The following is a 17546-nucleotide window of genomic DNA, read 5'->3' as shown; positions in this document are numbered from 1 at the left end:
GCATTTGTCGGCTCCCGACATCGCAGTTGCCTCATTTCAGATAGTGCGCAACCAGGGCCGAAAGGGAAGCACGATACGGTAAATCGAGTGATGGATAGGCCTTTGAAAAGCGTCCCAGAAATTGGAAATTATCTAATGATTCCAGTGCATTTTTGAAGAGTGGGCATTTTAAAATGCGTTCAGGCAGATAACATGAGTCCTAAAGTATAGGTCGCAATTTCCGGTAACCCTGCGGTCGCGATTACGGCAAGAGGTTCTGGATCAGGATAGTTGAGCGCCGCGAATACCATGCGGTATTGTGCTGGGCATCGACATGACAGTCAGCCCCATGGTGTGCCTTGAAACGCATTCATCGGCAGCTTGAGATAGCGTATGCCGTTCTCTTCCAACTCTGGAAGCCGGCTGCCGTTGATGTTGACCTGCAAGGCGTGCAGGATGAGTTTTGGCATTGGGAGCGTCCGGTCTCGGTTCTCGCGCATCAAGACAAAGTCCTCTTTGTTTGGTGAGCCTTTGAGATGGATGTTCTCAGCTTTCTGACGGTCGACCGTGCTTTCCCATAGGGGTTGCCGTCCACCTGGCTGATAGTCATGCCCGACAAATATGCGCGTGTCTCCGGGCAGGGCGAGGATTTTCTGGATACTCGCCCATAACGTGCCTGCGCTTCCGCCTGGAAAGTCCGCACGGGCTGTGCCGCTGTCGGGCATGAAAATCGTATCGTGCACGAACGCCGCGTCGCCGATCGAATAGGTTATCGATGCAAGCGTGTGGCCCGGCGAGAACATGACGCCGGCTGCGATGCTGCCGATGGAGAAGGTGTCGCCGTCAACGAACAGCCGGTCCCATTGACTACCATCGATGCGCAAATCCGGCCAATTGTAGATCTGCGACCAGATCTTCTGGACATCGACAATTCTTGCGCCAATGGCGATTGGCGCACCCGTAATCCCTTTGAGATAGGCTGCAGCCGACATGTGGTCGGCATGCGGATGGGTATCGAGAATCCACTGAACATGCAGATCTTGCTCACGGACAAAGTCCAGCAGCAGATCGGCATTGCATGTCGCTGTCGTGCCCGACTTCTCATCGAAGTCGAGGACCGGATCGATGATGGCGCAAGCCCTGGTCTTCGGATCGCTGACTACGTACTGAACCGAAAATGTGCGCGGGTCAAAGAAGGCGGTAACGTCGGGCCTATGCATGGACAGCGTCCTGAAAATCCGGGACACGTGGCGAGAAAATCGCGCGTGCCGGATCGAATGTGTAGAGCGCTTCAAATGAAGGAGCATCACGCGCCAACTGAGCGACAGATTGCAGGATGAAGGAGACTTTTTCATCTGATAAAAGAACGCTCAGATTGAGTCTGGTAAATCCGGGCTTCTCGATCTCGTTGCCACTGAGGATCGCCAGCCGCATCCGTTGCGAGGTGTCGGCATCAATCGACAGCAATCGGTGCACATAGGGGCCCGCGCAGGCACAACCTCCCCGGGCCTGGATGCCGAACCGATCGCTCAGCAGCCGCGTAATCAATTGCTGGTGGACATACCCGCCTTTAGCGTTTCTGATTCGGAACGAGAATATCGGAAGACGTGGGAGTAGGCAGGAGCCGAGCAATTCGATCTCTGGAACGTTCTGCCATGCCGCAAATGCCTTTTGCGTCAGCGCATCGTTGAGCCGCCTGATGTCATCCAATCCGATCGCCTGTTTGACCAGAAAAGCAAGTGCCGCTCGAATGTCACCGATGACGTTGGGCGTGCCCGCTTCCTCGCGCGCTTCAAGGCTGTCGCTGTAATCATGGCCCGTTGGCGAAACGAATTTCACGGTGCCGCCACCTGGCCAAGAGGGCTTGCTTGCGATAACGGCATCGTGACGAACAATCAGGATACCTGTTGCTCCCGGCCCGCCAATAAATTTATGCAGCGATATGACAATCGCGTCTATCTCGACGTCCGTTTCAGGACGCATCGAGATTGGCAGGTAAGGTCCGGCACCGGCATAGTCCCAGACGATCTTTGCCCCTGCCGATTTGGCGATCTTCGTGATTGCCGCGACATCGGTCATAATCCCTGTCACGTTGGACGCGGCCGAAAAAGAGCAGACTTTCAGATCTGCTGTGGCGCTCTCCAGCGCTTTTGTCAGAAGCACGGGATCCGGGCCGCCGTCGACACCTTCGGCGATTTCTATGATCTGCGCGCCGCTTTCTCGCCATGGCAGAATATTTGAGTGATGCTCATAAGGTCCGATGATCACGCAAACCCGCTGGCCCGACGCAACAGCCTTGGAGACACCAAGCAAATTGACAAGCCGATTGATGCCCGCAGTTGCTCCGGACCCTGCAAAGATGACTGCGTGGTTGTGGTCTGCGTCGCAGCATTCCGCGATCACTGCGCGCGCAGCCCGGCGCAGGCGTGTCATCATGCCTCCGCAGTAGGAGGCCTCGGTATGGCTGTTTGCATAATAGGGCAACACGTCTTCGAGGATAAAATGCTCGACCTGTTTGAGTGCCCGTCCGGAAGCGACGTAATCGGCATAGACGAGATCTTGCAAGCCGAACGGCCCGTCGACTTTGGCCTGCGAACCAATGAGACCCTCGCGTAGCATGACGACGGGATCGGCCACATCGAGGCTACTTCGGAATTTGGCGAGAACTGCCATCGGGACTGCTGATTGGCGAGTATTGACTGGCTCTTGCACTGTCGGTCTCCAGATAGGATTTGACAGAGATTATATTCCCCCTCACTCTTCAAATCCTCACCGATTTTTTGACAACTTGGAGCTAATACGGGTAAAATGATCGATAAATCCGAGAAAATTGATAATTTTGATCTGAAAATTCTGACTTGCCTTCAACGAAACGCGGTCGCATCGCAACGTGATTTGGCCGACCAGGTGGGGCTATCGCAAAATGCCTGTTGGCGGAGGCTCCAACGGCTTCACGCTATCGGCATGGTGCGAGGCGCACACGCTGACATCAATCTGGAGGTGCTTGGTTTCGATCTGATCGTGATTGTCATGATCCGCACGCGCCACCACTCCAAGGAATGGTCTGATGATTTTCGCAAACACGTCGACCAGTTGCCGGAGGTTATCGATTTTTACCGAATTGGCGGGGATTGGGACTATTTGATCAAGGTCGCAACCCGTGGGATGTCGGGCTATGACGCTTTTTATCAGAAACTTATTACAAACTTCGATTTGGCGACCGTAACGGGCTATTTTTCGATGGAAGCCATTATCAACAATCGAGCGGTTGATCTAACTCGTGTCCGCCAAAGCGACAAGAGTCGTTTAATTCCGTAAAGCGTCCAGTGAGCCATACATCGGATAATCTGGAAAAACCGCCCGCGAAGCACATTCGTTCAAGGCCCCATCAGCTTGAAGCCGGGAAAAACGGGCGCTGAAGCATAGGTTCCTCTATCGCAGCCAATCGAGACCGCGATCGAATCTACACCGGGTTCCGAGGGGACGGAAATAACTCCTCGGTCAAACCAAGGACACGATAAACGATCAACCCCAGCCATTCATGCATCGCAAGATCAGATGCGGCAAGACCTGTGGCAATGGTCGAAACGGGTCTGAGCCAATCTGCACTTCCGCGGGTGCGATAATCCACGGGATAGGGAGTTATGTTCATACCGGCAGCACGAAAACACGCAACGGCCCGTGGCATGTGGCTCGCCGAAGTCACCAGCAGCCACTGTTCCCCTGGCTCGGCTTGAAACGCTGCGGCGGTTTCCGATCCGTTTTCGCATGTGTTGCGCGAAAGCTCCTCAATGCTGATGCGGGTTTCAGCTAGACCGATAGAGACAAGCACATCTTTGGCAATCTGCGATTCCGTCGGGGAGTTGTCGTGGACAAGATGATTGGCACCGCCGGACAGCAATACACGCGCATCAGGATGAAGCCGGGCGAGTTCGGCCGTTGCCGTCAGCCTTTCGGCTGCCTCGTTCAAAGCGGGGCTATGATGTCCGGCTGTTATGTGTGTGTCGACAGCGCCTCCGAGCATGATGATGCCGGCAACTGGGCCTGTAATGCTGGGTTGTGGAAAGCGGTTCTCAAGAAGCAGTAGGGCTGCTGGTCCTGCAGGAGACCAGCCAAGGATTGCAAGTAGCGCAACTGACATCACGAGAAATGACAGACCTGTCCTGCGAAACCCTAGGATCAGGGCGAATATGCCCGAAATACCGAGAAGCCCGATGATGTTGGACGGCAGGACCACGTAGCCCGCCACTTTGGAGATCAGGAAGAACATTTAAGGCCCCGGTGTTCACGGCATGATTGCTTGTGTGCGTGATGTGTGCAGCATCATGCGCTTATTGTCCAACGGAACGACGGTGATCGATACGGAGCAAGAGGAAGCCATATTGGGCAACGAGAGATCCAATTTCAAATCTCATTGTTTCCTGACACCAGGATGTCAGCAGTGGGCCTATATTGTTTCTGTTCAATCAAAGGCGGATCGATGAGTGCGGCGGGATATCGACTGGGACTGGTGTTTGTTACGGGCTCTGCGGTGGCTTGGAGCACGGCAGGATTTTTCACACGGCTTATTCAACTGGATAGCTGGACGATGCTGGCGTGGCGCGGCATCTTCGGCGCGATTGCAATTGCATTGGTGATTTTCGCTTTGGAAGGTCGAAAGAGTTGGCTGGCGTTTCGAACGATGGGTTTGCCGGGATGGATGTTCGCGGCCGTATCCGCCATTGGAATGATCTTTTTCATCACGTCGCTCAGGCACACGACCGTCGCCCATGGCGCGGTCATTTACGCCACGGTTCCGTTCGTTGCCGCGGGTTTGAGCTGGCTCGTTCTGAATGAACAACCCACACGCAGCGCCATCATTGCAAGTTTGTTTGCCCTTGCCGGTGTGGCGCTGATGATGGGATTCGGCGTGGAAGGCGGACTGTTGGGCGACGTCCTGGCATTTGGACTTACCGTCTGTATGGCCATCATGATGGTTATCGCGCGGCGGTATCAGAATATCCCGATCATGCCGGCCGCCTGTCTGTCGGCTTTGCTCAGTGGTTTGGTGTGTTGGCCGCTCGGTGATCCGCTTGCCATTGCCAGTCATGAGCTTTTGATCCTGGCTCTGTTTGGTGTTGTTAATTCAGCCGTTGGTCTTGCGCTGTTCACACTGGGTGCCCGGCATCTTCCGGCAATCGAGACGGCCTTGATTGGATCGTTGGACGCTCCGCTAGCGCCGCTCTGGGTTTGGCTCGCATTCAATGAAACACCCGGTGCAAGCACGATAATGGGCGCGCTGATTGTCTTTGCTGCGGTGTGCGTGCACCTGATTGCCGGAACACTCAGACGAAAAACGCAACTTGAACCTGCGGTGTTTTGAAATCTGTGATCGCTGTTGCTGCCAAGCGGATCGGAATTGGGGATGACGACCGGGGTCCGTTAAAGATACAACAAGACAAAGCGAGGGGAAATCCAATCCAAATGCCGAATTCTGATCTTTCCATTCTTCTGGACCTCGACGGCACACTGATCGACTCGCAACCCGGCATTGTGTCCAGCTGTCGTGCCGCCCTGCGTGCACTCGGACACGAGCCGCCCGAGGTTATGGATATTGAATCGTTGATCGGACCTCCCATCGAGGAGGTGATGGGATATCTGCTCAAACCCTATGGCGACGGACGCATCTCTGATGCGGTCGATGCCTACCGCAGCGACTACAGCGCTCGGGGACTTCTGATGAGCACGCTTTATGATGGGATTCCTTCCGCACTGAATTCCCTTCGCAATGAGGGAATGAACCTGTTTCTGGCGACATCAAAGCGCGTCTTCTTTGCTCGAAGGATTCTGGAAAATCTTGAACAGAACCGCTTGTTCGCCGGAATTTACGGTTCAGAACCGGGTGTTGTGACAGATCACAAGCCCGAGTTGATCGCGTATATTCTGGCAGAGAACCAGCTGAACCCGGATAAATGCCTGATGGTGGGCGATCGTAAATTCGATGTGTCCGGGGCGCATGCGAACAATATGAAAGCGATTGGCGTGACCTGGGGTTACGGCAGCCGGGAGGAACTCGACTTGGCAGGAGCCGATATGCTGATCAGCGGCCCTGCAGAGCTCAAGAATGCGATACTGAACTTACTGCGAGCAACGGCCGCCTGAAAACCCTTCAACAAAGCGGCGTTTCCTTCAATCAGCGGGCGGCGGGTGCGATTGCACTCTTCGCAATGTCAATTTGGGATTCGCGAAGTCGGAATTCTCCACAATGATATTTTGGCGGTCGACCTGATATCGGTCCTTTTCTCATAAATCTCAAAAGCGCCTGGATATCGCTCTTCAAATACAATTCCCGCTTGATCGGGACCGCCGAGAAGAGCGCTGTCCCGGCTCACGCCGCGTGCAAGATATTCTTGCGTGGTAACGTCGACAAAGATGATGAAATCGAAGCCGCCGGCCAATTCCTCCTGTTGAAGAAATGTCCCATCCAAGATCACAACAGCGTCGGACGGAGCCTCCAGAGGCAATTCATGCAAGGGAACATCCGCCCTCAGATCAAATATCTGGATTCGGTACATGCGAACGCCATCTGGACCCAATGGATCCAACATCAAGCTCGTTATAGCCTGCCAGTCGCGCGCATCGTCCGCGAAACTGGTTTTCCCAGCAACTGTTCGACCATTTATTGCTATTCTGTAGGGATGATCAATCCCCTGGCTCGCCACAAGAATATGCTGCGCAATCTCTTGGATCGCATTTTGACGAGGGCTCATTGTTTTTCCTTCAATGTCGTGGCGCTGAGACTATGAAGAGGGCACGACAGGAATAATACGAAATCAAAGAGCCATGTCTCCGACAACGATCAGGTCCTGCAGACACATGTAATCGCGCGATAGGCGATGGGTGGAAACGGCCGGATTTGTGCTGGTTCGGCAACGCCCTGGATCGGCCAAGTGTGGAAATCAACGCTTATATCGATGATGGAAGCGTTCTCGGGTCACAAAGGGTGTAACTCTGCCGACGCCAAATTGCGATAACCCGCACGAAAATGATCGCAATATGCTTCCGAAGTGGCCCTAGCTTTCTTACGCAGAAAAATGCAAGGGGACCAGATTGGAAACCGCCCAAGGGAGCATGTGTGAGACAAGCTGCGGTCAATTGCGAGAACGTGACCAACGTGATGCGCAAAACGATGGATTGATTGTTTCGCTGCGTTCAGAAGTAGAACTTGGCGTCCTGTCAATCCTTCACGGTTTTGTAAACTAACTCTATGCGCCGTGGCAGATATTGACGTTTGAGTATTCTGCAAATGGCTTAGCCAATATTTCTTAGCGCTTTCTGTATGGATAACTTGAAGAAAAGAGCGCATGTTTAGGCCAGCAGAACCTCCAGGGGGGAGAGTTTCAATGGCTAGTCAAATCAAAACAGTAAAACTGGTGGAGAGCAATTCTTGGTTGCTTGGCGCTCGTGAGTTGAACCCCATCATCGCGGGGTTGATACCGGGACTGATTGATCCAGTCCCAATTCAACTGCGTTTTTGGCGGGCGGATGATCTCGTTATATTGACGCTTAAGCTGTACAATCTCGCAATCACAAGCGCAGCAGGCGGACGTAGAATTGCTCCGCTTGATGGCAAAAAGCCTGCTTTTCTCGCCGTCTGCCATCAACCGCAAGCGTTTGCGGAAGAAGTATTCGCGGATGTATCGTTTGATGAGACACCAAGCGCGCTCGCACCGAATGATTTGCCAGCAGCGCTCCGGTTGGCAGGACGGAGCCGGGTTGTCTATCAATTCCCGAGCGGAACCACCGACTGGGACGCCTCGGCTGCCGGATTTCTCGATGCCATGACGTCCTGGCCGCTTGCGCGCGTGCCGCTGAGTCCGCCGCGTCTCTCCTTTCTGTCTCCATCGTACCGGGTAGTGCTCTCTTCATTGGCTGCAATAAGTCGAACTGCTCCCGTCATGAAGGCAAAACCCGATTTGGCCATCAATATCGCGCGCACGGTGCGTCGTGCTGCTCAGAACGCTGATGCTCTCACGACGCAATCTGTACGCGAGGCGGCGCTGCATGTCGGTGCCGTTGTCGAGAGCCTGCTATCCGGCCGGGGTATCCGTGCATCCGACGTTCAACAGGCTCAGCATGCGGCGGAGTTGCAACTCGTGGATGCGTTCGCAGAACGTTTCGCGGGTTCGAACGATGTCGGTTCCCTGGTCGGAGTCATTCCTGGGCTATTGCTTCTCTTCTATCCCAGGCAACCCGCTTACAATCAGACGGCGCTCGAAATTCCCTATCGGCTGTTGTTGTCGCCGATAGAGGATGATGTTGGCTTCTCTCATGCGCAAAGCCCCGTTGTCAGGGGCGAGAAAAACCGGCGTGTCGAACTGTGGCACAGCCGGCTTGGGGCGACCCAGCGGGCAAAACGCGTTGATGCGACGGAAGCCCACATTTCAATCTCTGCGATCTGGAGCCCCGATTTCCCGAATCCTTCCGCTAGCGAGCCGCCTTTTCAGATGTCGCTCTCGGGAGGTGATCGCGCAGACCTCGTTCGGCTGACGGCCGACGAAACGGCTTTGTTGCCCATTTCGAGCAAACCCTATCAACCTATTCCTGCTTCTGCCCATCGCTTGATGCTCACGTCGCTTGGCGGATGGCTGGATGTTGACGGAACCTGGATGACGCGGCCTGTCGGACCGAATGGGTTGCCGCTTTCGCTCATCAAATGGGTGCACCATGCTGCGATGGGGCGCGACTATGCCGTCGAAGTCCTGCGCGTGGGAATGCTGATGCCGCTTGGGCATCGTGCTTCGGTGTTGAAGATTACCGAGCGTAGATTTCAAACGGGCCCTGACGGTGGCCGTATCGCCGTGCTTCGCCAGAGGTTGCGCATTCTGTTGATCGAATCCGTTCGGGCATATCCCCTGCCGGGGCAACCTCACGCAGGACGGGATTTCCCATTCACGTCTGTTGAAATCCTCACCAAACAGACTCCGAATCTCGCGCCCCCTTCGGACCAGGAGGATTTTTGGCCCCAGATTGTGGTCGCTCCCGGGAAACAAGAGGATTTCCGTTTTACAATCAAGGCGGTAGATCTGGGAGGGAACGTTGCCCGCTTTGATCTGCCGCTTCACTTCGTTTCCGAAGCCAAGCCAACTGCTGGCGCAGCAGGTCAATACAATGGCCCCGACCAAGCGGTTCCCGGCCGGACGTCGGCCGATCTGCAGAAACAATTGTTGCAGCTGGCACCTGGTCCAGGGTCGGTTACTTTTCCGATTGATGAATTGCATTTCCGCGTGAAAGACGTGCCCGGCTGGAAGGGTGGCAACGGTCCACGTTGCTATCCCCTGATTGCGACCGTGCGTCTTCAGTCCACCGAAATCGCGCAAATGACCGGCGGTGAAGGGCTTGGAAACTTCGAGTATGCCGATCACTATCTGGGTGCAGGATTTGGTGGCTCCAATGCCGGGAAATTGTTCCTTGCAGCCAAAGACATGTCGTTGGTTGCAGATCTTGGCGGCGGCGGAAGATCGGACAAATCCGGCGGCTTCGTCCAACCGACCTTCGGGGTTGTCGGCCTGTCACAGGAGTTTGGACATGTCGGAGGCACAGCGACGGGAGACTCCGCGACATTTGCCGGCGGCAGTTTTCAGCCGGACAAATGGTTTCCATCAGCCAAAATCTTTGGCGGTATCGATCTGAAGGATCTGCTCGTGCCGCTGGTCATGAGCGAGGCCAGCCATATTCCACAACTCAAAACAACACGCACGAAGGAACAGGTTGAAACCAGCTTCGAGCACCATGTCGCCACGCTTCCCGACAAGGTCCTTGTCTTGAAGATGAATCAACGTGGCACATCCACCTTTGACGTCAAGGCGGCAACCATAACCTATCTGCAAGTCGCAAAACCCAAATCCGCGGCAGATCAGGTGGGTTCGGGGCCAGGCAGTTACGCCCGCGACGCCGGGTTGAAGGACCCCGAGGCCTATGTTGAAGCCAAGCTCACATGGTTCAAATTCGACTTTTTCGGAGCGATCATCGTCAGCTTCGATTCGTTCAGCTTCAAGGCGGGCACCGCGAAGGGAATGGAACCTGATCCCAAGCTGGCTGGTACCGATCCAATCATGTTCGGTGGCCCGCTCGCTTTTCTTGAAACGCTGCGCCGATCCGCGTTTGGCGGATCCTCATCCGGAGGTGGTGGAGGCAGTAGCGGCGGCAGTGGAGGCAGTGGCGGTGGAAGCGGCTCTTCCAAACCCGGTTTTGGCTTTAAACCGATCATAAAACTTGAGAACGGCGGCTTGACGGTTGGCGGAAAATTCGGTGTTCCAAGCGTCGTTCTGGGTGTTTTCACGCTCAAGAACATCATGATTTTTGCGGCGATTCAGTTGCCGTTCGATGGCCGTCCGCTCGTTTTCAAATTCGGTTTTGCCGAAAGGCAGAATCCATTTCAGTTGACGGTCGCTCTCTTTGGCGGCGGCGGTTTTGTCATGCTCGGGATGACCTCCAAAGGCATTCAGGAAATCGAGGCTGCACTTGAGTTTGGTGCTTTTGCTGAACTTGATTTCGGCATTGCCTCCGGTGGCATCTATGTGAAAGGCGGTTTGTACTTCCACTGGAACGAGCCCGATCGGCTTACGGTGTTCAAGGGCTATGTTGAAATGGGCGGAGAGGTACAGGCGTTGGGCCTTATCTCCGTGTCGATCATCCTCAACTTGTCCCTTGGATATTACAAGCAAGGCACCACGTCCGTGGTCAAGGGCCAGGCCGTTTTGACCGTCGAAGTTGATATTGCTTTCTTTTCCGTCAGTGCGAGCGTCGTTGTTGAACGCAGTTTTGCGGGCTCAGAATCGGATCCGCGTTTCATAGACTTCGTACCTACCCCTGCTGTTTGGCACGCTTATGCCAACGCTTTTGCCTGAGGAGGTCCCAAAATGGTCGATCGCACACAACAGTTGATCTGGACGGCGCTTCCAAACGGCACCACAGCCGATCGCAAGAGCCTGCGCCTGTCCGTGCTCGTATCTCCCCGCCTTGTGACGACGGCAACGCCCGGAGAACCATTGAAGCTGTTTCCTGATTTTCTGGATTGGGCCGCGCGGGTTGCTGCCGCAAAGCTCGCTGTACGATTTAACGGCAACATTACCGAGGCCGTCTTCGAGACGTTGCCGGAGGTCAATGTGCAGCGACGCCTGTTTGATGAGAAGACATTCGTTCGCGCTCATCAGTTTGAGGACCGTCAGAATACGAGCGTTTTGACGTCACCAGCCGTGGCGCTCGCAAAGGATATTGCCGAGATTTATGGCACGATGGCGGCAAAATGCGAAGATGAACTCCCGTCGCGTCTTTCATGGTTCGGGCAGCTTGAAGGTATAGGTGGTAAAGGTGAGCCGCGCGCGGCCGACGTTTTCAGGCTATTGCGGTCTCGCCGCCGCGAGCGAATCCCGGCGAACCGATCTCCACTGAACGGTACGCGGTTGGGGCGCTTTGCCTTGGCCAACGCGTATAACACGCCGCTATCCGGACTTCGGACAGACACGAGATTGAAGGCCGGACCAGACGATCCTCGCGAGGACGTCTCATGGCAGACACATGATTTGGTTCCTCTGCCAGATCCTGGCGCTTTCCGGGAGGATATTGATTTCCACCGTATCGTCTCCCTTCTGTCGCATCATCCCAGGCTTCTGCGCGCGAGCGGTTTTCGGCTTGATCTCTTGCTGCCGCGCGATGTTTTCCCAAGGGATGTCGACGACCAGCTGGAGCTGATTGTCGATTGGAAAAAAACCAATTCGGTCAGCACATTGCCCGACATCTTTCCCGCCACGCGTACAATCTTGCACGATGACCGTTTCGCGCCAGCGCCGCGCCCTGCGGGCACCCCCATGGTCAGTGACGGATACGTCTTGCTTGGCGACAGCAGCCTTGTTGAAGTGGATGTCAATGGATCGGCGCTCAAGGTTCGGCAGTTCGCCATCAACATCGCCAATACTGACCGGCGCGAGCTGGAGATTGGCAATCAGTCACTCGACGGCCGGGATCCGGTCGCACCCGAGCCCGACAGGGCTGGCGCCCCGGCACTGCGGTCAGGCGGTATTGTTCTTGCCAGTGACGGAACGGGCTATGCCCTTGAGGAGGCCTTCGATCAGTCCGCTAAAATACAGAGCCAGCTTGCGGCCAACCAACCCATTGTGCTGTTTCAGGAAGACTTGTTGCGCGGCGTGCGGGCCGACGTATCGACGGGAGGAGGGGCCTGGCGCTCACTCTGCCGGCGCATCAGCACCTATCGCTTTCTCGTTGACAATTCCACATTGCAGGTTGCCGATGACGAGGGAAATGTGCGCTTGGCCGCATCAGGGTCTGCGGACGGTTCGGAACCTGATCTGTTGAAGGTCGATGCGGCGATACTTAGCTGGGATGGATGGAGTCTGACAGCGCCGCGTCCTGGCCGCGCGATTGATCCTGCCGATAAGGTTGGTGATCCGGAAAGCCTTGCGCCGCCCGGCTTGCCATTAGAGGTTGACCATGTTGCCACAGCAAGGTCTTTGCCGTCGTTGCGGTTCGGTCAAAGCTACCAGGTCAGGATGCGTACTGTCGATCTTGCGGGCAATGCGCGCTCGTTGGACGAGAATGCAACGACGTTGAATGGTATCGAAACTCCGCCAACGGTTTATTACAGATTCGAGCCGGTCGAGGCTCCGAACTTTGCTTTGGTTGGCGCACCAGATCTGCTTCCACCGTTACACGGAGAGAGCCTTCAGGTTGCGGCGATCAGAACGTTCAATGTGACGGAAGGCGATAATGCGGTACCAACCGCCGAAGTGGCCTCCCGCCATGTTGTGCCGCCGTCGGGCTCTCAACGCATGGCAGAATTGCATGGCATGCTGGATACGGGTGGCCGGTTGGATCCGGTATCATACAATCTCCTTGTCGCTCGCGATGGTGAGCTTGCTACTCTTGCCGCAGATGCAAGCGAGCAAAGATTCCCCGTCGCTGAAGCGGTGTTTACGCTGCCGTTTCTGCCTGACCCGCTGTCCCGTGTTTGCCGCGTGCGCATTGCGGGCTATGGCGACGGCAGTACGGAAACATTGGAGGTTCCCTTTTATTCGCCTGGATCGGCATGGCCGGATGCCAGCTCTTTTCGGATAGCAATCGGCGAGGGGCCGCGTGGTTCAAATTTTGATCCTGCCCAGCGGATATTGTTCGTCCCGTTGGAGAAAGGCGAACATGTGCGTGTGCGCCTCAGCCATGCACTCGAACGCAAGGATCTTGCGCTGCTGGGTATTTATCAGTGGGGAATCGAGCACGCAAAGCCTGATCAACAACTGGCATTGGAAGAGCGCGCGGTTGAGGGGCGACACTGGATGTTAACGCCGTGGCGCGATCTGGACCTCGTTCATGCCGTTCAGAAACCGCTTGTGCGCCCCGCGATAGAGTCTCTGGTGATCGGTCGGGCAGTTGGCAAGACAGCGTGTGCAATTGGATTCGCTACGCCCGTTGACAGCCTCAGCACGGAGAAGCTGGATCTTTCCGGTCACTGGCTTGATCCGGTCGATGACGTGACCGAACCATTGCCGCGTTGGCATGTCGGCGGTGGCCATGCCGCTGAACTCAAGCTTGCACGGCTGGAGGCACCCGGCAGGTCTCCTCCAGGGCACCGCGTTTTTCTGAAAGATGAAGTTGCGCACACTTTCCCCGACACACGTTATCGCCGTGTCGGATACACCCTTGCTGCAACAACACGCTTTGCACAGTTCATGCCGGAAGCGCTTCGCGAACCAACGCATGCCGCCGATTTGATCGTATCGTCCGACGAAGTGATCGGTTTCGTGCCGAACAGTGCGCCACCGCCAGCTCCCGATATTGTCTATGTTATCCCGACTTTTGGCTGGACCCGGGTAACCGACGGCAATGAGCAACGCAGTTACCGGGATGGTGGCGGATTGCGCGTCTATTTGAGGCGACCCTGGCTGGTAACCGGCGCAATGGAGATGCTTGGTGTGATCTTGCCTCCCACAGGAATGGCTGCAGCGGAGGTTGATACGAAACTTGGAGGTTTTGTGACGCGGTGGGGCGGTGATCCAACTGCTGAACACAACAGCTTGGCCGATGGATCACCGGCTCGCAGCCGGTTTCCGGCAGCAGTTTATCAAGGCCCGATCGCACCGGATCGTCTTGATCCGATATTTCCGAAATCGGAAGGTGAACTGCCCGCCGCACAACTTCCGGTCACACAGCTGCCTATGCCGGGCACCCCGGCAGATGTACGCGTGGAGGTTGCTCCGCATTTGGTGGGTTTTGACGCGGAGCGTCAACTTTGGTTTGCAGACATCGTCCTTGATCCCGGGCTCAGCTACATGCCCTTCATTCGGCTGGCGCTCGCACGGTATCAACCGATCTCTGCTCCCGGGGCGCATCTGTCGCCATCCGCCATTACAGAGATTGTCCAGCTCACCAATGATCGTTTGGCAACCCTGGTTCGCAAGGATCCGCTTCATTATCGCGTTGGATTGTTCGGAATTCCCTTCGTCGGCATGTTTCAGAAGTTCGGCGCGCGACGCCGGCAGGCTCGTTCTCAAATCGAGGTTCTTGTCGAACGCCTGGAAAAAGCCGCAGACGAAGATTTCGGTTGGGAGCCGCTGCAAGGCGCTCAGGTGGTCAAGGTGTCTCAGCGCCAGCGCACTAAGGTCGTGAGCCGCAAGCGCGCTGCGTCTGCAGAAACCCTGCGTCAGCAGAGGGATTTTCTGCAGTTGACAGCAAGCGGCAACCTCTTGTCAGGACTCCTCATGCCGGAGATCGCAAGCTATGACGTCATTCTGCCCCGCGCTGCAAAAGATGGCGAACGCTTCCGGCTTGTGATTGCCGAGCGCGAACCACGTCCCACCGATCAACACGAGGCAATTGGTGACAACGGAGCGCGCGAATATCGGATCGTCTATCTCGAGATGTTCGCGCTTCAGACCTAGTTCCCGGATGATCGGCGAAAACGGCAGTTGAACCGACGCAGTACGGATTTGACAGGGTGAGAAGAGGACGGGGTGGGAGACCCAAAGTTCGTTTTTTTTGAAACTGGTGCGCAGCACGGGGTTTTGAGCGACTGATATCAGGTGCGATGCGCCACAAGCATTGTATCTGGATTGGTCACCGTAAGTGGCGACGTTTGCTACAAAAGACGGAAGTCCCGGCGAAGCACCGTAGTACGATAGCTGCCTGTTCAGTTTTATTTCGCATGATAGCTCCAATACTATGGGGTGAAGCAATATGGTTGAGTGTCTCAGTTTATATCGACGATTCTGGAAGCAGAGCCGTCTATCGAGACCCAAGGGAGGCAAAGGAGAAGTATGACTATTTCGCTCTCGGCGGTCTTATAATCAAGGATTCGGATAAAGAGTCCGCTAAGCGCGCTTACAACGACTTTTGTGAGAGGTGAAATATCGACTATCGGTGCGGCCCTTGTGGTGGTTGGAGGGCATTTGGTATCTCGGCAGCTGGCTCTCGTCGGCTCCCAGCAACAACCGGCAGAGTAACCAAGCGTGATCGCATCGGGACGCGGATGCTCAATCCTGGGCTGTCGGCCGGATGACTATACTGCCGACGTCCACGTCGTCAGGCTGATCGATGGCGAAGGCGATGCCTCGCGCAATCGCTGCAGGAGGGATGGCGATGTCCCCAATCCGCGCTGCGATGGCATCCCTGACGGCTGTGTCGGTGAACGAGTCGGTGAGATTGGTCGCTGTCATACCCGGCGACACTTCGGTAACCCGCAGATGGGGTCCAGCTTCCTGCCGCAGGGTCTCGCTGATCGTCCGTACGGCATTCTTGGTCGCGGCATAGACGCCCATCGTTGGCACAATCTTGATGCCGGCGGTTGATACCACATTGATGACATGCCCGCTGCGCTGGCTTGCGAAGATTGGCAGCGCGGCGGCGATGCCGTATAGCGTACCGCGCAGATTTACGTCGATCATGGCGTCCCAGTCTTCGACACGCAGGGCGTCAAAGCGTGAAATAGGGCTGATGCCGGCATTGTTGACGATGACGTCCAGCCTGCCTCCATGCTCCACCGCGTGCGCCACAAGCGCCTCGAGATCGGCACGAACGCGCACGTCAGTCACCTTGTAGGCAACCTTGCCCCCGACGGCAGCGATGCCCCGAGCGACCTCCGTCAGGACGTCTTCGCGCCGCGCGCCGAGCACCACTGTGGCACCTGCTTCCGCCAGAAGAATTGCGGTCGCGCGGCCGATGCCGCTGCTAGCGCCGGTGATCGCCACTACTTTGCCTGCTATGGTCATGTTGGTCTCCTTCCACACAACTATAGAAAAAGTGCGCTAGACGTACTATGCTTGAAAAGCCATGATTTTATCGCAATCGTCTCGAACCTTTGATCCGCTATCAGATGTGCTCACCGTGCTCGATGCGCGGGCGACCCGGAGGACCCGCTTTGAGGGCTCGGGCGATTGGGCGCTGGCGTTTCCCGCGCTCGAACGCCTGAAATTCGTCGCCGTGCTGCGTGGGGCCGGTTGGCTCCTGCTGCCCGATACCGCGCCCCAGCGCATCGAAGCGGGTGACTGCTGTTTAATCGGCCGCACGGCCTATGTGATTGCGAGCGATCCCACGCTGGTGCCGATTGACGGTTCGGGCCTGTATGCCGAAGGGAACGACCTTGTGTGCGTGGGGGGTGACGAGACGGTGACGCTTGGCGGCGGCATTTCCTTTACGCCCGGGAACGCATCCTTCCTCCTCGATATGCTGCCGGCGTTCATGCACGTCTCTGGCAGGTCAATGGGAGCCGCAGCGATCACGGCGGTTCTGGGCCTGTTGGACGGGGAGGCCGAGCGGCCCGCTATGGGACACGAGGTTGTTACAGCCAGATTGGCGGAGGTTCTGATGATCCATGCTATTCGCACATTCACCGCGGCTTCCGAAACGACCAGCGGCTGGCTTGGCGCGCTGGCGGACCCACGCATCGGGCGTGCGATCCAAAGCTTCCACAGCGATATCGCACACCCATGGACCGTTGCCGCCCTGGCCGCTGAGGCGGGTATGTCGCGGGCGGCCTTCTCGTCGACTTTTACCCGCCGCATAGGACAGGCACCGTTTGCGTATATGCGCAACTGGCGGATGACGCGCGCCCGTGCTGCACTGGCTGAACGTCATTCCAGCGTCAGCAACGTGGCGGCGAGTGTCGGATACACATCTCAAAGTGCGTTTGGCCATGCATTTCGCCGTACCTTTGGCGAGGCACCGCGACAGCACTTGGCGTGAGCCGGGAGCCTATCTGACGAAACCTATTTTTCTGTCCGCTACCGCCCTCGTCTGGCCCGAAAGCAGACCAGTACACTTGGCCAGTTTCATGCCCACGCCTTTAGTATCGAAAAGCGTAGGTGAAGCGTTGATAGAAATGTCGCCACCTCATGGAGGTGCTTTCTTGTCATTCTGTTTCCTTGCTTGGAAATACGGCCAATTCGACTGGTTTCGCCAGACTCGTATCGTCACGGAGTGAGGCCGAGACAGACCAACAGTTGGTACTTCCGCGCAGTGGAGTTCGGCGGTTCCTACCGCATCAACATCAACTTCGTCATCAGACCTGCTTTGACCTCGAG

Annotated in this window: 11 protein-coding genes and 1 pseudogene; 6 read left to right on the top strand and 6 right to left on the bottom strand. The window is 56.1% G+C overall.

Going from position 1 to position 17546, the window contains the following annotated elements; genetic code table 11:
* Positions 1-320 precede the first annotated feature (320 nt).
* Complete coding sequence (locus RDL77_RS13410; protein WP_223613076.1) at positions 321-1199, bottom strand: MBL fold metallo-hydrolase; 879 nt, start codon at positions 1197-1199, stop codon at positions 321-323.
* Entirely contained in the window at positions 1192-2652 is a 1461-nt protein-coding gene (locus tag RDL77_RS13405; protein ID WP_288193268.1) for an aminotransferase class V-fold PLP-dependent enzyme, read from the bottom strand. The genes RDL77_RS13410 and RDL77_RS13405 overlap by 8 nt, the downstream gene beginning before the upstream one ends.
* Positions 2653-2787: 135 nt before the next feature.
* Here RDL77_RS13405 and RDL77_RS13400 point away from each other — a divergent pair, with 135 nt between their 5' ends.
* On the top strand, positions 2788-3297 hold the full coding sequence (locus RDL77_RS13400) for an Lrp/AsnC family transcriptional regulator (protein ID WP_288193266.1): 510 nt from the start codon (positions 2788-2790) through the stop codon (positions 3295-3297).
* Between the two features lie 145 nt (positions 3298-3442).
* On the opposite strand, the gene RDL77_RS13395 is transcribed toward RDL77_RS13400, so the two are convergent.
* The gene (locus RDL77_RS13395; protein ID WP_288193265.1) at positions 3443-4249 is read right to left on the bottom strand and encodes a YdcF family protein; all 807 of its coding nucleotides are present in this window, start codon (positions 4247-4249) and stop codon (positions 3443-3445) included.
* Positions 4250-4459: 210 nt separating this feature from the next.
* Between RDL77_RS13395 and RDL77_RS13390 the strand changes: the two genes are divergently transcribed.
* Both RDL77_RS13390 and RDL77_RS13385 read left to right on the top strand, forming a co-directional pair.
* Positions 4460-5341 (top strand): DMT family transporter, encoded by an 882-nt coding sequence (locus tag RDL77_RS13390; RefSeq protein ID WP_288193264.1) that lies wholly within the window; start codon positions 4460-4462, stop codon positions 5339-5341.
* Positions 5342-5442: 101 nt separating this feature from the next.
* On the top strand, positions 5443-6120 hold the full coding sequence (locus tag RDL77_RS13385) for an HAD hydrolase-like protein (RefSeq protein ID WP_288193263.1): 678 nt from the start codon (positions 5443-5445) through the stop codon (positions 6118-6120).
* 68 nt (positions 6121-6188) lie between these two features.
* On the opposite strand, the gene RDL77_RS13380 is transcribed toward RDL77_RS13385, so the two are convergent.
* Complete coding sequence (locus tag RDL77_RS13380) at positions 6189-6728, bottom strand: hypothetical protein (protein ID WP_288193261.1); 540 nt, start codon at positions 6726-6728, stop codon at positions 6189-6191.
* 633 nt (positions 6729-7361) lie between these two features.
* Here RDL77_RS13380 and RDL77_RS13375 point away from each other — a divergent pair.
* Together RDL77_RS13375 and RDL77_RS13370 are read left to right on the top strand one after the other, a co-directional pair.
* A complete protein-coding gene (locus RDL77_RS13375) occupies positions 7362-10868 on the top strand; it encodes a hypothetical protein (protein WP_288193260.1) in 3507 nt (1168 codons plus the stop codon).
* Between the two features lie 12 nt (positions 10869-10880).
* Positions 10881-14909, top strand: coding sequence for a hypothetical protein (locus RDL77_RS13370; protein ID WP_288193258.1), 4029 nt, complete (start codon positions 10881-10883; stop codon positions 14907-14909).
* 591 nt (positions 14910-15500) lie between these two features.
* Here the strand turns inward: RDL77_RS13370 and RDL77_RS13365 are convergent.
* The gene (locus RDL77_RS13365; protein WP_308526404.1) at positions 15501-16235 is read right to left on the bottom strand and encodes an SDR family oxidoreductase; all 735 of its coding nucleotides are present in this window, start codon (positions 16233-16235) and stop codon (positions 15501-15503) included.
* 61 nt (positions 16236-16296) lie between these two features.
* Here RDL77_RS13365 and RDL77_RS13360 point away from each other — a divergent pair, with 61 nt between their 5' ends.
* Positions 16297-17208 (top strand): AraC family transcriptional regulator, encoded by a 912-nt coding sequence (locus tag RDL77_RS13360; RefSeq protein ID WP_288193256.1) that lies wholly within the window; start codon positions 16297-16299, stop codon positions 17206-17208.
* Positions 17209-17294: 86 nt separating this feature from the next.
* Here RDL77_RS13360 and RDL77_RS24840 read toward each other — a convergent pair.
* Positions 17295-17420 (bottom strand): annotated as a pseudogene (locus RDL77_RS24840) (IS110 family transposase); the annotation flags it as partial.
* Positions 17421-17546 lie beyond the last annotated feature (126 nt).

This window comes from uncultured Phyllobacterium sp., from assembly GCF_902479695.1.
Taxonomy (GTDB): Bacteria; Pseudomonadota; Alphaproteobacteria; order Rhizobiales; family Rhizobiaceae; genus Phyllobacterium; species Phyllobacterium calauticae.
Note: the sequence above shows the minus strand (reverse complement) of the source record. Positions and strands in the feature narration are given on the sequence as shown.